Here is a 13,694-nt window from a genome sequence, read left to right as displayed (position 1 = left end):
TGTAGATGCGACCCTTATCCTTGGGTACGGCACCATTGTGCCGGGTCGCTCGGGCGGCCCTGCTGACGAATAGCGAAGTACAGCGCCGGGGTGTCCTGGCCACCACTGTTACCGACAGTGGAGATGGATTCACCGGCTTTTACAACATCACCTGCCGCTTTAAGCAAAGTTTGATTGTGGCCGTAAAGGCTCAAATAGCCATTACCGTGGTCAAGAATCACCAACAAACCTGCGCCACGCAGCCAATCGGCGAATACCACGCGGCCGCCGTGGATAGCGTGGACCTGGGTGCCGGCACCGGCACTGATCATCACACCGTCCCACTTGGCGCGGGTGTCATCGCCACGGGTTTCACCAAAGCGTGCCAGTAATCGACCATCAACTGGCCATGGAAGTTTGCCCCGAGCTGAAGCAAAAGGTCCGCCGAAGGATTCGCCGGCGCTGGAAACCAGCGGGCCAGGCGCTGCACGCGCCGGTTTACGCGGGGCCGGGGCGTCGGTAGTGGCGCTGGCGACTGCCTCGGCGGCTTCACGCTCGCGCTTTTTTTCGGCTTCCTGCTGGGCCAGCAGCGCTTTTTGCCGCGCCTGCTCTGCCTCACGGGCCTGGCGCGCCAGGGTTTCCTCGATGGTTTTCAGGACTTTACCCAGGTCAGCCTGGTCTTGCTCGCGGGCCTGGAGCTTGGCGTCACGGGCCTTCACGTCGTCATTCAGCTTGGCCAGCGCCTGCTGGCGCTCCTTGCGGACCTTGTCCAGTTCGTCGCGCTGGCTGTCGAGGGCGGTTTTCTGGTCGAGCAGCTGCGACTGCTGGTTGGCGATTTCCTGCTCGACGTTGGCCAACTGGCGCAGGGTCTCGTTGAAGCTTTTCAGTTGCTCCAGGCGGGCCTTGCTCAGGTAGTCGTAATAGGTAAGGGTGCGGGCGAATTTTTCCGGGTTCTGCTGGTTGAGCAGCAGCTTGAGGTATTCCTGGCGGCCGTTCTGGTAAGCGGCGCGGGCCTGGATCGCGATCAGGCGTTGCTGTTCAACGCGGGCGCTCTGGAGTTTTTTTTTCTCAGCGTCGAGTCGCTCCAGTTCCGACTCGCTCTTCTTTAGTTCTTTTTGCAGCTCCTGGACCTGCTTCTCCAGCTTGCCCATCTCGGTTTCCGTGCCGCGCAGGTCTTTCTGCACGCCGGACTTCTCTTCCTGGAGCTTGCCGAGCAGCTTCTTCAGCTCGGTAATGTCCTGACGCGTAGCGTCCAACTGTTGTTGGGTTTGTGCGCGCTCATCGGCAAACGCCGGTTGGAGCAGGCAGACAAGAGCAAGGGTAATCAAGGCGCGAAGCATAGAGGCGGGCGACACCAGGGAAAGGGACGGCCTAGTATGCCCGCCAAGCGCTGCAAAAAAAACGCCCAATTCGGCTTGGCAGGCAAGTTAGGTGCCCAGTGGCCGCATTCTGCAAGCAATTGTGGGCAAGTCCCATAGCCCTTTGAAGGCGACGAGCGGTAGAGAGCGTCGTGTCGTGCTTCTGCAGTTGTTTTGTGTGCTTCGCGAAATGCCTTGAAATGCTCCACCCTGACGGTGCATTTGCGCTCGGAATAGACTCTTCGGCCCTGTTAATCCGACGGTCGGCATAGTCAGTAATGCCTTGTATTCACGAGTCAAAAGGCCAGCAAACGTGGCTTGATTATGGGCTTCCCGACCTTCGTAGTCTGGATCGGGCTTTGCGAGCGCGTCCACTTGAGGAAGTGGCCGCCGGCAATGACGTCGAAGCGGCCATCGATATAGTCGCAATGCATTTTGGCATTGCCCATTCGAGCTGTTCGGAAGTGGAAGTTGACTCGCCTTTGGGGCAAATAGCGATCAGGCGCAGTTGTCTGCAGCATATTGTTGAAAAACGGCAGGACGCCAGAGAGCGTTATGTCAGGTTCGCCTTGGACACATTGACGGGGCCTCTGGAAATATGGCGTGTTGCTTATAGCGATTGCTCCGCTCGTTTAGCATTCATTGGGGCTTATGAATCCAGGAGGCAGATGCTGGTGGTGGTCAATATTCAGGCTGGCAATGTGCTGTGAAACTTCATGCAGACAGACGCCAAGGCCTTGAACAAGCATCGTCATGGTGAGTTGCTCTACAAGCGTTACGAGCTTTTGTGATGCCCAAAGAAAAGGGCAGCTCTTTCGAACTGCCCTAAGTAGTGCTTGCTTGATATTCATATACACACCCTCAAGCAGGGGTGTGGAGGTCTCACCCTACGCGGATATCCAGCCATCTGCGGGGTTCCTACGCCAGTTATCGCCGCTGGAGGCAACTGGTTTCGCGCTCGAGTCCATTATTGACGGGCTGCCTGTTTTGAGCAACCCCTGAACTGTGTCAGACCAGAATCGAAGTGCCAGTCATCTCTTTCGGCTTCTCCAGCCCCATCAGCATCAACATGGTCGGTGCCACGTCGGCCAGCACGCCGCCATCACGTACTTTAAAGTCACGTTTGCCGACGTAGATGAACGGCACCGGCTCGGTGGTGTGGGCGGTGTGGGCCTGGCCGGTGGATTCGTCGGACATTTGCTCGCAGTTGCCGTGGTCGGCGGTGATCAGTGCTTCGCCGCCTACCTTGTCCAGGGCGTCGACGATGCGGCCGACGCACAGGTCCAGGCATTCCACGGCCTTTACCGCCGCTTCCAGGTTGCCGCTGTGGCCCACCATGTCGCCGTTGGCGTAGTTGACCACGATCACGTCGTAACGCTGGTGCTCGATGGCGTCGACGATCTTGTCCGTGACTTCCGGGGCACTCATCTCCGGCTGCAGGTCGTAGGTAGCGACTTTCGGCGACGGGATCAGGATGCGCTCCTCGCCCGGGAACGGTTCTTCACGACCGCCGGAGAAGAAGAAGGTCACGTGGGCGTACTTCTCGGTTTCGGCAATGCGCAGTTGGGTCTTGCCGTTTTTCGCCAGGTAATCCCCCAGCACGTTTTCCAGGCTGCCCGGGGCGAATGCCGACGGGGCCGGGATGTTGGCGGCGTATTGGGTCAGCATCACGAATTCGACTTTCGGCTGGCGGGCGCGCTCGAAGTCCTTGAAGCCGGCATCGACGAATACGTGGCTCAGCTCGCGGGCACGGTCGGCGCGGAAGTTCATGAACACCACGGCGTCGCCATCTTCGACCTTGACCGGTTCGCCGATGGTGGTGGCCTTGACGAACTCGTCACTCTCGCCACGGGCGTAGGCGGCTTCCAGGCCTTCCTGGGCGGTGGCGGCGTTGAATTCGGCCTGGCCGTCGACGATCAGGTTGTAGGCCTGTGCCACGCGGTCCCAGCGGTTGTCGCGGTCCATGGCGAAGTAGCGGCCAACCAGGCTGGCGATGCGGCCTTTGCCGAGGGTCTTGAAGGTTTCATCCAGCAGTTCGATGGAGGACTGGGCACTTTTCGGCGGGGTGTCGCGGCCGTCGAGGAACGCGTGCAGGTAGATCTTCTCGGCGCCGCGCTTGAAGGCCAGTTCGGCCATGGCGATCAGGTGGTCCTGGTGGCTGTGGACGCCGCCGTCCGACAGCAGGCCCATGAAGTGCACGGCCTTGCCGGCCTTGACCGCTTTATCCACTGCCGCGCAGATGTTTGGGTTCTCGAAAAACTCACCGTCGCGGATCGCTTTGGTCACGCGGGTGAAATCTTGATAGACCACTCGTCCGGCACCGAGATTCATATGGCCGACTTCCGAGTTGCCCATTTGGCCGTCCGGCAGGCCAACATCCATGCCCGAGCCCGAGATCAGGCCGTTCGGAACGGTAGCGCTCAGACGGTCCAGTACTGGCTTGCTGGCCGAGTACACGGCGTTGTCGTGGTGGCTTTCACTGTGTCCGAAGCCATCGAGAATTATCAGGACCAAAGGTTTAGGCGTAGTAGTCATAGATCCTCTCGCGGCGGTAATGAATGAAGGGAATAGAAAAGGGAGTGGCAGTTTAAAGCGAAGTTCCGACCACGTCACCGCTTTACGGGGGTTGGCCGACCATGACGGCTGTGTATACTTACCGCCATTTTAACGCCCTGGAACCTCCTTGATGGTTGATCACCTGATTGCATTTGCCACTACCCACTATTTGCTCGCTGGTGCGTTCGTCGTACTGCTGGCGCTGCTGATCGCTCACGAATTGAGCCGCGGTGGCCGCAGCCTCAGCACGTCCGAGCTGACCGCCCTGGTCAACAAGGATGAGGCCGTAGTGGTGGACATTCGTCCCGCCAAGGATTTCGCCGCCGGTCACATTGTCGGCGCGCTGAACATTCCCCAGGACAAACTGATTTCGCGCCTGGCCGAGCTGGAAAAGCACAAGGCCAAGACCATTATCCTGGTCGACGCCCAGGGCCAGCACTCCGGCACCCACGCCCGCGAGATGCTGAAAACCGGCTTCAACGCCGCCAAACTGTCGGGTGGTATTTCCAGCTGGCGTGGCGATAACCTGCCGCTGGTGAAGTGATATGAGCCAGGTTGTCGTTTATTCCAGCGATTATTGCCCTTATTGCATGCGGGCCAAGGCCCTGCTTGTGAAAAAGGGCATTGCCTTCGAAGAGATCAAGGTTGATGGCAAGCCCCAGGTGCGCGCCGAGATGACCAAGAAAGCGGGACGCACGTCCGTGCCGCAGATCTGGATCGGTGACAAGCATGTCGGTGGTTGCGATGACCTGTTCGCACTCGAGCGCGCCGGTAAACTGGATGCGCTGCTTCACGTCTGACTCCTAACCCCTAAAAGACCCCAAGATCACGAAGGATCTGCGATGACTGACCAACAGAACACCGAAGCGGCAGCAGAAGAAGCTCAAGGCCCACAATTTTCCCTGCAGCGTATTTACGTGCGTGACTTGTCGTTCGAAGCGCCGAAAAGCCCGGCCATCTTCCGTCAGGAATGGACCCCGAGCGTTGCGCTGGACCTGAACACCCGTCAGAAGGCCCTGGAAGGTGACTTCCACGAGGTCGTGCTGACCCTGTCGGTCACCGTCAAGAACGGCGAAGAAGTGGCCTTCATTGCTGAAGTGCAACAGGCCGGTATCTTCCTGATCCAGGGCCTGGACGAAGCGTCCATGAGCCACACCCTGGGCGCGTTCTGCCCGAACATCCTGTTCCCGTATGCCCGTGAGACCCTGGACAGCCTGGTCACCCGTGGCTCGTTCCCGGCGCTGATGCTGGCTCCGGTGAACTTCGATGCCCTGTATGCGCAAGAGCTGCAGCGCATGCAACAGGAAGGCTCGCCAACGGTTCAGTAAGCTGTTCTGAGCAACGACGCCGATCCAATGTGGGAGCGGGCTTGCTCGCGAATGCGGTACTTCAGTCGATATCTTCGTTGACTGGCACTCCGCTTTCGCGAGCAAGCCCGCTCCCACATTCGTTATGCAGTGTTACTTGAACCCCAGTTGCCGCCAACCTTCGTAAACCGCGACGGCCACGGTATTGGACAGGTTCAGGCTGCGGCAGCCTTCGCGCATCGGCAGGCGCAGGCGGTGGCCGTCTGGCAGGGCGTCGAGCACGTCTGCCGGCAGGCCGCGGCTTTCCGGGCCGAACAGGAAGGCGTCGCCTTCGGCAAAGCTGGCATCATGGAACGGCCGCGAACCCTTGGTGGTAAACGCGAACAACCGTGGGTGGTTCAGGCTTTCCAGGCAGCTGGCAAGGTCGGCGTGGCGTTGCAGGGTGGCGTACTCGTGGTAGTCCAGCCCGGCGCGGCGCAGGCGCTTGTCGTCCATGTCGAAACCCAAGGGCTCGATCAAATGCAGGTGGCAGCCACTGTTGGCGCACAGCCTGATAACGTTGCCGGTATTCGGCGGAATTTCTGGTTGAAAAAGGATGACGTGAAACATGCACGGCTCCGAAGGCAAAGATGCGCTGCATTCTACCCCTGAAGAAGACCCCAGGCCGAAGCTATTGCCACGGGTTTTAGGCTCGTTGGCGATTGTCGGCTTGATGGTAGGCCTGATGATCGGCCGGCTGACCACGCCAGACCCGGTTGAGCTGCAGCAGGTAGAGCCCGCCGCCGATGGCCTGGTGGTGTGGTTCAACAGCGAACCCAAGCTGCACGGCGAGCATATCGACGGCACCGTGGCGCTGCTGTTCGATGCGCTTGGCAAGGCCCAGGGCGGCCAATTGAAGGTCAATGACAAGGATGTGAACTGGCGCGTACGCAAGACCGATGGCGGCTTGCTGCTGAACCTGGTGGCGGCTCGGCCGTTGCGCGGGGAGTGGTCGGGAGAGAAGGCCGATGGACGCTGGCGGGTGGAGATCCATCTCCAGGAGTAATAAAAGAGGGAATCCCCGGCCTGCCTGTACCAAGGTTCCCAAAACGGGCTGGGGCTATGGGCGCGTTGCCTCATAAGCCCCGGGTGTAAAGAAGGGAGTTCCCGGCCTGCCTGTACCAGGGCTCCCAAAACGGGGTGAAGCCAGAGGCTTCGGTGTTAAAGAGGGAATCCCCGGCCTGCCTGTACCGAGGTTCCCGAAACGGGTGTGGGGCGCGACGCGATCCGCATCAAGCACCCCGGGTGTTAAAGAGGGGATTCTCGGCCTGCCTGTACCAAGGTCCCCGAAACTGGGTAGTGACAGGGTTATTGCAGGGCGCGTGCCAGAATTGCGAAGTGGCGCCAAAAAATTTCTTCAGAAAGCGCAAAGCCCCGGAATACGGGGCTTTGGCTTTTTTGGGGTTTAATATTTTCTTAACAAGGCATGGGTTTCAGGCGTTGGATAAGTGCGCGATGCCGGTTCGTGGTGCATTGAAGCGGTGCACGGTCGTTAGTCTGGTACAAAACAAATGTGGGAGCTGGCTTGCCTGTGATGGCGCTGTGTCAGTCGATACATCCAGTGACTGACACAGCGCCATCGCGGGCAAGCCCGGCTCCCACATTAGATCTTCAGTGGATCAGGGATTAGTGATCAGGCCTCATCACCTTCGTCATCATCCCCACCGTCGACCTTCATCCCCAGCTCCTTGATCTTGCGTGTCAGCGTATTGCGGCCCCAGCCCAGCAGCACGGCGGCGTCGCGACGACGTCCAGCGGTATGCTTGAGGGCGGTTTCGATCATGATCCGCTCGAAAGCCGGCACAGCGCTGTCCAGCAGGTTCGACTGGCCACGTGCCAGGGCCTGGTCGGCCCATTGGCGCAGTGCCTGCTCCCAGTTGGTCACCGGTGCCGAATCCTGCGGCAGGCTCAGCAGCTCAGGCGGCAGGTCGCTGATATGCACTTCGCGCCCCGAAGCCATCACCGTGATCCAGCGGCAGGTGTTCTCCAGCTGACGCACGTTGCCCGGCCATGGCAGGTTCTTCAGGTATTCCTCGGTCTCGCTTTTCAGCAGCTTCGGCTCGACGGCCAGCTCCTGGGCGGCGCGGCTGAGGAAGTGACGGGCCAGGGTCGGGATGTCCTCGCGACGGTCCGACATCCGTGGGATGTGGATGCGGATCACGTTCAGGCGGTGGAACAAGTCTTCACGGAATTTCCCGGCGTGCACCAGGGTTTCCAGGTTCTGGTGCGTCGCCGCGATGATACGTACGTCGACCTTGACCGGCGTGTGCCCGCCTACCCGATAAAACTCGCCGTCGGCCAGGACCCGCAGCAAGCGCGTCTGGGTGTCGGCCGGCATGTCGCCGATTTCATCGAGGAACAGCGTGCCGCCGTCGGCCTGTTCAAAACGGCCACGGCGCAGGTTGGCTGCACCGGTGAACGCGCCTTTTTCATGGCCGAACAGTTCCGACTCCATCAAGTCTTTCGGGATCGCCGCCATGTTCAGCGCAATGAACGGCGACGCCGCCCGTGGGCTGTGACGGTGCAGGGCGTGGGCCACCAGCTCTTTACCGGTACCCGACTCGCCATTGATCAGCACGGTGATGTTGGAGTGGCTCAAGCGCCCGATGGCGCGAAACACTTCCTGCATCGCCGGCGCTTCGCCGATGATTTCCGGGGTACGGGTCAGGGCCGGCGGGGCTTCCTGGTTCTGCTGTTCCTGGGCGTGCTGGTTGGCGCGTTTTACCAGCGCCACCGCTTCGTCCACGTCGAACGGTTTTGGCAGGTATTCAAAGGCGCCGCCCTGATAGGACGCGACAGCGCTGTCCAGGTCCGAGTGCGCGGTCATGATGATCACCGGCAGGCGCGGGTGCTGCTCGCGAATCCGCGCCAGCAAGTCCAGGCCACTGGCGCCGGGCATGCGGATGTCGGAGATGATCACGTCGGGCTGCTGGCGAGCCAGGCGGCTCATCACCCCGTCGGCGCTGTCGAAGCTCTGGGTGGTCATGCCTTCCTGTTGCAAGGCTTTCTCCAGGACCCAGCGGATAGAACGGTCGTCATCGACGATCCAGACAGTTTCACTACGGCTCATGTCGATGGGGCTCCTTGTTCCAGTGGCAGAAAGATCGAGAAGGTGGTGTGACCGGGATGGCTCTCACATTCGATCAAACCCTGGTGCTGGCTGATGATGTTCTGGGTAATGGCCAGGCCGAGCCCGGTGCCGTCCGGGCGGCCGCTGACCATTGGGAAAAAGATGGTTTCCTGCAGTTCTGCAGGGATGCCGGGGCCGTTGTCGATGATCTCGACCTTGGTCACCAGGCGATGGCGCACGTGGCCGATGGTGAACTGGCGCAGGGCACGGGTGCGCAGGCTGATGCGGCCCAGGCGCAGCTCGTTCTGGCTGCTGATGGCCTGCATGGCGTTACGCACGATATTGAGCACCGCCTGGATCATCTGCTCGCGGTCGATCAATACGTCGGGAATGCTTGGGTCGTAGTCGCGCACCAAGGTGATGCAGCCCTGGCTTTCGGCCTCCACCAACTGGCAAACCCGCTCCAGCACTTCGTGCACGTTGGTCATTGCCAGCGACGGCAGCTTGTTGGAGCCGAGCATGCGGTCCACCAGGTTACGCAGGCGGTCGGCTTCCTCGATGATGACGTTGGTGTAGTCCTTGAGGTTCTCGTCCGGCAGCTCGCGGGCCAGCAGCTGTGCGGCACCGCGAATCCCGCCCAGGGGGTTCTTGATCTCGTGGGCCAGGCCTCGCACCAGCATCTTGCTGGTTTCCTGCTTGGACAGTTGCGCCTCTTCCTTGGTGATGCGCAGCAGGCGATCGCGGGGATGCACCTCCAGCAGCAGCAAGGTGGCACCGTGGCTGAGGATCGGTGTAACCGCGTAGTCGACGGTGAGGGTCTGGCCGGTGAGGGCGGTGAGCATCGCTTCGCGCTTGGTAAACGGATGCGCCTGCTCCACAGCCTGGCGCAACGAGCTCAGGGCCTCGGCCGACTCCGTGAACAACTCACTGATGAATTGCCCATGGCTGCGCTGCCCGCTGATGGCCAGCAGCATCTCCGCCGCCGGGTTCATGTACTCAAGGCGCAGTTCGTCATTGAGCAGAATGGTCGCGGTGGTCAGGTTGTCGAGTAACAGGCGGTGCAGTGCGTCGCTGATGGTCATTAGGACCTCTTTTGGAGCAAGGCGCGGGCTTGAGGCACACGCTGATACAAGGAAAATGCAAAAACCAAACCAAAGCTCCGAAAAGAAGCGTTAAAGCCCTGAAATGGGGGCTTAAGGCGCGAAACTGTGGCGTTCTGCCAGCTTGGACGGGAAGTTTCGAACCAAAATGGGTTGCGTAAGTGGGAAGGGTGCAGCGTATCGCACCAATATAGTGCGGTTTTGAAAAGTCTGTTCAGGAACTCGTGTCACTGAAACCTGTGGGAGCTGGCTTGCCTGCGATAGCGGTGTATCAGCCAGTACATCTGGCACTGAAACACCGCTATCGCAGGCAAGCCAGCTCCCACATTTTTGATTGGGTTCGCAGTTTTAGTTCTGGTAGACACACAGCTCGGCGGTGGCGCGGATCATTGCCAGTTGGTGCAGCGGGTCTTTGGCAGGTGCGTGATTGGCCTGGGCCAGCCATTGCGGGCATTGCGGGTTGGTGCGCTCCGGGGTGAAGTCCGCCAGCTGTTGCAGCAGGCGTTTTTGCAGCAGGTCCAGTTTAGGGCGGATCTGGCCGACCAGATCCGGGCGTGGGTCATTCGGCGCCTTGCCTTGCAGCTGCCAGTCGGACAGGTGGGCGTACTGCACCAGTTTGTTCGCCTCGATCTGGGCCGAGAAAAACTGCTCGGCCTGTGCCGGTGCCAGTTTGTAGCTCGGCGCCTGGGCGACGACGCTGGCGATCACGTCCTGCTCCCGTGGGCGGTCCTCGACGGGCTTGTGGCTGTCCCATTTGCTCAGGGCCACCTGGTCGGCAATCGCCAGGCGTTCGGCAATGCTGTCGAGCAGCGGGGCGAGGGTGGGTGGTGCTGCGAATACATTGGCGCTGATGGCCAGCAAGATGAACCCAAGTTTGAATTTCAAGGCAGATCCCTCTTCTGTAGGGGCGAGCTTGCTCGCGAAGGTCGTTAACGATAACGCGTAAATATTGAAGAAATGCGGCGCCTTTGAATTTTTCGCGGGCAAGCCCGCTCCCACAGGGTTTTGCGGGCAAAAAAAAGACCTCCCGAAGGAGGCCTTTTTCATCACGCCGCGTTACGCAGCGCTACCGGATCAGCAGCTGTAGTACAGCTCGTATTCCAGTGGGTGTACGAAGGTGCGGACCTTGATTTCTTCTTCGCTTTTCAGGGCGATGTAGGCATCGATAAAGTCGTCGCTGAACACGCCGCCTTTGGTCAGGAACGCACGGCCCTTGTCCAGCTCTTCCAGGGCTTCTTTCAGGCTGCCGCATACTTGTGGGATCTCTTTGGCCTCTTCAGGCGGCAGGTCGTACAAGTTTTTGTCGGCGGCGTCGCCAGGGTGGATCTTGTTCTGGATACCGTCCAGGCCGGCCATGACCAGGGCAGCGAAGGCCAGGTACGGGTTGGCTGCCGGATCCGGGAAACGGGCTTCGATACGGCGAGCGCGAGGGCTGGACACGTAAGGAATACGGATCGAAGCGGAACGGTTGCGAGCCGAGTAGGCGAGCATTACCGGAGCTTCGAAACCTGGAACCAGACGCTTGTAGGAGTTGGTCGATGGGTTGGTGAAGCCGTTCAGGGCCTTACCGTGCTTGATGATACCGCCGATGAAGTACAGGGCAGTGTCGGACAGGCCGGCATAACCTTCGCCAGCGAAGGTGTTCTTGCCTTCTTTGGCGATGGACAGGTGAACGTGCATACCCGAACCGTTATCGCCGTACAGAGGCTTAGGCATGAAGGTAGCGGTACGGCCGTAGGCATCAGCCACGTTGTGTACGCAGTACTTCAGGGTCTGAACTTCGTCAGCCTTGGCAACCAGGGTGTTGAACTTCACGCCGATTTCGTTCTGGCCGGCAGTCGCCACTTCGTGGTGGTGAACTTCGATGACCAGGCCCATCTCTTCCATGGCGTTGCACATGGAGGTACGGATTTCGTGGTCGTGGTCGAACGGAGGAACCGGGAAGTAGCCGCCTTTGATACCTGGACGGTGGCCTTTGTTGCCGCCTTCCACGTCCTGGTCGGACATCCACGAACCTTGTTCGGAGAAGATCTTGAACATGGAGCCAGAGATGTCGGACTTGAACTTGACCGAATCAAAGATGAAGAATTCTGGTTCCGGACCTACGAATACGGTGTCACCGATACCGGTCGACTTCAGGTATTCCTCGGCACGCTTGGCGATCGCACGTGGGTCACGGTCGTAGCCCTGCATGGTCGAAGGCTCGATCACGTCGCAGACGATGATCAAGGTTGGGTCTTCGGTGAACGGGTCGAGTACGGCAGTGCTGTCGTCCGGCATCAGGATCATGTCGGACGCTTCGATGCCTTTCCAGCCGGCAATGGAGGAACCGTCGAACATTTTGCCTTCTTCGAAGAAGGCGTCATCCAGCGCGTCGCGAGCCGGCATGGTCACGTGGTGCTGAGTGCCTTTTGTGTCCGTGAAGCGCAGATCAATCCATTTGACGTCATGATCTTTGATGAGTTGAACCGACTTCGACATAGTGTCCTCCGGGTGGCTTCGGGCTGGGGTAGTGGAGTAGCCCTTAGAATGTGGGTGATGCCGGCGCGAATACTCGACCAAGGCAACCTGCCTCACAAGAGAGCAAATTGCATGCCAGTGCCCCGACATGGGTTTTTTGCCACAAAAACGCCCCTATAAAGGTGCAATCCGCTGAAACGGAAGAAATTGCGCACCGCAATGTAGCGCTTATTTTGGTTTATGACCCGTTTTGGTGCGCGAAAGGTCGGTTGCATATTAACTGGTTAAACCTTGAGCGATTTCCGCTATAATCCGCGCCCCCCTTTTTCGGCTGGGCCTGCGCGCGCTGTTTTCATGAAATTAATCGTTAAAGTCTTCCCCGAGATCACCATCAAGAGCCGACCGGTACGGATGCGTTTCATCCGTCAATTGGCCAAGAACATCCGTGCCGTGCTCCGCGATCTGGACCCGGCTGTGGTGGTGAATGGTGTGTGGGACAATCTCGAGCTGGAAACCCGCCTCACAGACCCCAAGGCCCTGAAGGACATGACCGAGCGCCTGAGCTGCGTGCCGGGCATCGCGCATTTCCTGCAGGTCGACGAGTACCCGCTGGGCGACTTCGACGACATCACCGAAAAGTGCAAGCAGCACTACGGCGATGTGCTGGCAGGCAAGGTGTTTTCAGTGCGTTGCAAACGCGCCGGCAAGCACCCGTTCAGCTCCATGGATGTCGAGAAATATGTGGGCAGCAAGCTGCGTCGCGAGTGCGGCGCTGCCGGAATTTCCCTGAAAGAGCCGCAAATTGAAGTGCGGATGGAAATTCGCGACCAACGGTTGTTTGTGATCCACAGCCAGCACGACAGCATCGGCGGCTACCCGCTGGGTGCCCTGGAACAGACCCTGGTATTGATGTCCGGCGGTTTCGATTCCACTGTCGCGGCCTACCAGATCATGCGCCGCGGGCTGATGAGCCACTTCTGCTTCTTCAACCTGGGCGGGCGTGCACACGAATTGGGCGTGATGGAAGTCGCGCATTACATCTGGAAGAAGTACGGCAGCTCGCAACGGGTGCTGTTTGTCAGCGTACCGTTCGAGGAAGTCCTGGGAGAAATTCTCGGGAAAGTCGATAACAGTCATATGGGCGTAGTATTGAAGCGTATGATGTTACGCGCTGCGTCCCGAATCGCGGATCGGCTGGAAATCGACGCACTGGTCACCGGTGAAGCGATTTCCCAGGTGTCCAGCCAGACCCTGCCGAACCTGTCGTTGATCGACTCTGTGACCGAGAAGCTGGTACTGCGCCCGCTGATCGCCAGTCACAAGCAAGACATCATCGACCTGGCGACCCAGATCGGCACGGCGGATTTCGCCAAGCACATGCCGGAATATTGCGGGGTCATCTCGGTGAACCCCAAGACCCACGCCAAACGCAACCGCGTGGAGTACGAAGAACAACAGTTCGATATGGCGGTGCTCGAGCGTGCGCTTGAGAACGCCAAGCTGGTGCCGATCGATCGGGTTATCGACGAATTGGGCCAGGATTTGCAGATCGAAGAAGTCAGCGAGGCTCTGGCCGGTCAGATCATCATCGACATCCGTCACCCGGATGCCGCTGAAGACGAGCCGCTGGAAATTGCTGGCATCGACGTACAAACGCTGCCGTTCTATGCATTGAATGCGCGTTTCAAGGAACTGGATGACAGCCGTCAGTACCTGTTGTATTGCGACAAAGGCGTGATGAGTCGCCTGCATGCCCACCATTTGCTCAGTGAGGGGCATGCCAATGTGCGCGTTTATCGACCGAGCTAAGAGCCCGGGGCTGTTT

At 59.4% G+C, this 13,694-nt stretch carries 13 protein-coding genes; 6 read left to right on the top strand and 7 right to left on the bottom strand.

What is annotated here, in order from left to right:
• Positions 1–14: 14 nt before the first annotated feature.
• The gene (locus HX811_RS08365; protein ID WP_003218021.1) at positions 15–1,319 is read right to left on the bottom strand and encodes a murein hydrolase activator EnvC; all 1,305 of its coding nucleotides are present in this window, start codon (positions 1,317–1,319) and stop codon (positions 15–17) included.
• Between the two features lie 377 nt (positions 1,320–1,696).
• Here HX811_RS08365 and HX811_RS08360 point away from each other — a divergent pair, with 377 nt between their 5' ends.
• Positions 1,697–2,047, top strand: coding sequence for a PBECR2 nuclease fold domain-containing protein (locus HX811_RS08360; protein WP_256344402.1), 351 nt, complete (start codon positions 1,697–1,699; stop codon positions 2,045–2,047).
• Positions 2,048–2,345: 298 nt separating this feature from the next.
• Here HX811_RS08360 and gpmI read toward each other — a convergent pair whose 3' ends face one another.
• Positions 2,346–3,872 carry a 2,3-bisphosphoglycerate-independent phosphoglycerate mutase gene (gpmI, locus tag HX811_RS08355; RefSeq protein WP_087693337.1) on the bottom strand — a complete coding sequence of 509 codons (1,527 nt, stop codon included), beginning with the start codon at positions 3,870–3,872 and terminating at the stop codon, positions 2,346–2,348.
• A gap of 151 nt (positions 3,873–4,023) precedes the next feature.
• Here gpmI and HX811_RS08350 point away from each other — a divergent pair, with 151 nt between their 5' ends.
• The 3 genes from HX811_RS08350 to secB are packed head-to-tail and all read left to right on the top strand — an operon-like array spanning position 4,024 to position 5,221.
• Positions 4,024–4,437, top strand: a complete 414-nt coding sequence (locus tag HX811_RS08350; RefSeq protein ID WP_003218014.1) for a rhodanese-like domain-containing protein — start codon at positions 4,024–4,026, stop codon at positions 4,435–4,437.
• Position 4,438: 1 nt separating this feature from the next.
• On the top strand, positions 4,439–4,693 hold the full coding sequence (gene grxC, locus HX811_RS08345; protein ID WP_177028519.1) for a glutaredoxin 3: 255 nt from the start codon (positions 4,439–4,441) through the stop codon (positions 4,691–4,693).
• A gap of 42 nt (positions 4,694–4,735) precedes the next feature.
• Entirely contained in the window at positions 4,736–5,221 is a 486-nt protein-coding gene (secB, locus tag HX811_RS08340; protein WP_003218009.1) for a protein-export chaperone SecB, read from the top strand.
• Between the two features lie 132 nt (positions 5,222–5,353).
• On the opposite strand, the gene HX811_RS08335 is transcribed toward secB, so the two are convergent.
• Positions 5,354–5,809: a tRNA (cytidine(34)-2'-O)-methyltransferase gene (locus tag HX811_RS08335; RefSeq protein ID WP_003218007.1), complete on the bottom strand. Its 456-nt coding sequence runs from the start codon at positions 5,807–5,809 to the stop codon at positions 5,354–5,356.
• Between HX811_RS08335 and HX811_RS08330 the strand changes: the two genes are divergently transcribed.
• Complete coding sequence (locus tag HX811_RS08330; RefSeq protein ID WP_177045532.1) at positions 5,808–6,245, top strand: hypothetical protein; 438 nt, start codon at positions 5,808–5,810, stop codon at positions 6,243–6,245. The genes HX811_RS08335 and HX811_RS08330 overlap by 2 nt on opposite strands.
• 627 nt (positions 6,246–6,872) lie before the next feature.
• Here HX811_RS08330 and ntrC read toward each other — a convergent pair.
• The 4 genes from ntrC to glnA form a co-directional block, all read right to left on the bottom strand.
• Positions 6,873–8,309 (bottom strand): nitrogen regulation protein NR(I), encoded by a 1,437-nt coding sequence (ntrC, locus tag HX811_RS08325; RefSeq protein ID WP_008435682.1) that lies wholly within the window; start codon positions 8,307–8,309, stop codon positions 6,873–6,875.
• The gene (glnL, locus tag HX811_RS08320) at positions 8,306–9,391 is read right to left on the bottom strand and encodes a nitrogen regulation protein NR(II) (RefSeq protein ID WP_003218001.1); all 1,086 of its coding nucleotides are present in this window, start codon (positions 9,389–9,391) and stop codon (positions 8,306–8,308) included. Before glnL ends, ntrC begins: the two co-directional genes overlap by 4 nt.
• A gap of 366 nt (positions 9,392–9,757) precedes the next feature.
• Complete coding sequence (locus tag HX811_RS08315) at positions 9,758–10,294, bottom strand: chorismate mutase (protein ID WP_177045530.1); 537 nt, start codon at positions 10,292–10,294, stop codon at positions 9,758–9,760.
• 189 nt (positions 10,295–10,483) lie between these two features.
• Positions 10,484–11,890, bottom strand: a complete 1,407-nt coding sequence (gene glnA, locus HX811_RS08310; protein ID WP_003217999.1) for a glutamate--ammonia ligase — start codon at positions 11,888–11,890, stop codon at positions 10,484–10,486.
• 333 nt (positions 11,891–12,223) lie between these two features.
• Between glnA and thiI the strand changes: the two genes are divergently transcribed.
• Complete coding sequence (thiI, locus tag HX811_RS08305) at positions 12,224–13,678, top strand: tRNA uracil 4-sulfurtransferase ThiI (protein WP_023659343.1); 1,455 nt, start codon at positions 12,224–12,226, stop codon at positions 13,676–13,678.
• The last annotated feature ends 16 nt before the right edge of the window (positions 13,679–13,694 follow it).

The sequence above is a fragment of the Pseudomonas sp. F8002 genome, from assembly GCF_013385495.1.
Lineage (GTDB): Bacteria > Pseudomonadota > Gammaproteobacteria > Pseudomonadales > Pseudomonadaceae > Aquipseudomonas.
Note: the sequence above shows the minus strand (reverse complement) of the source record. Positions and strands in the feature narration are given on the sequence as shown.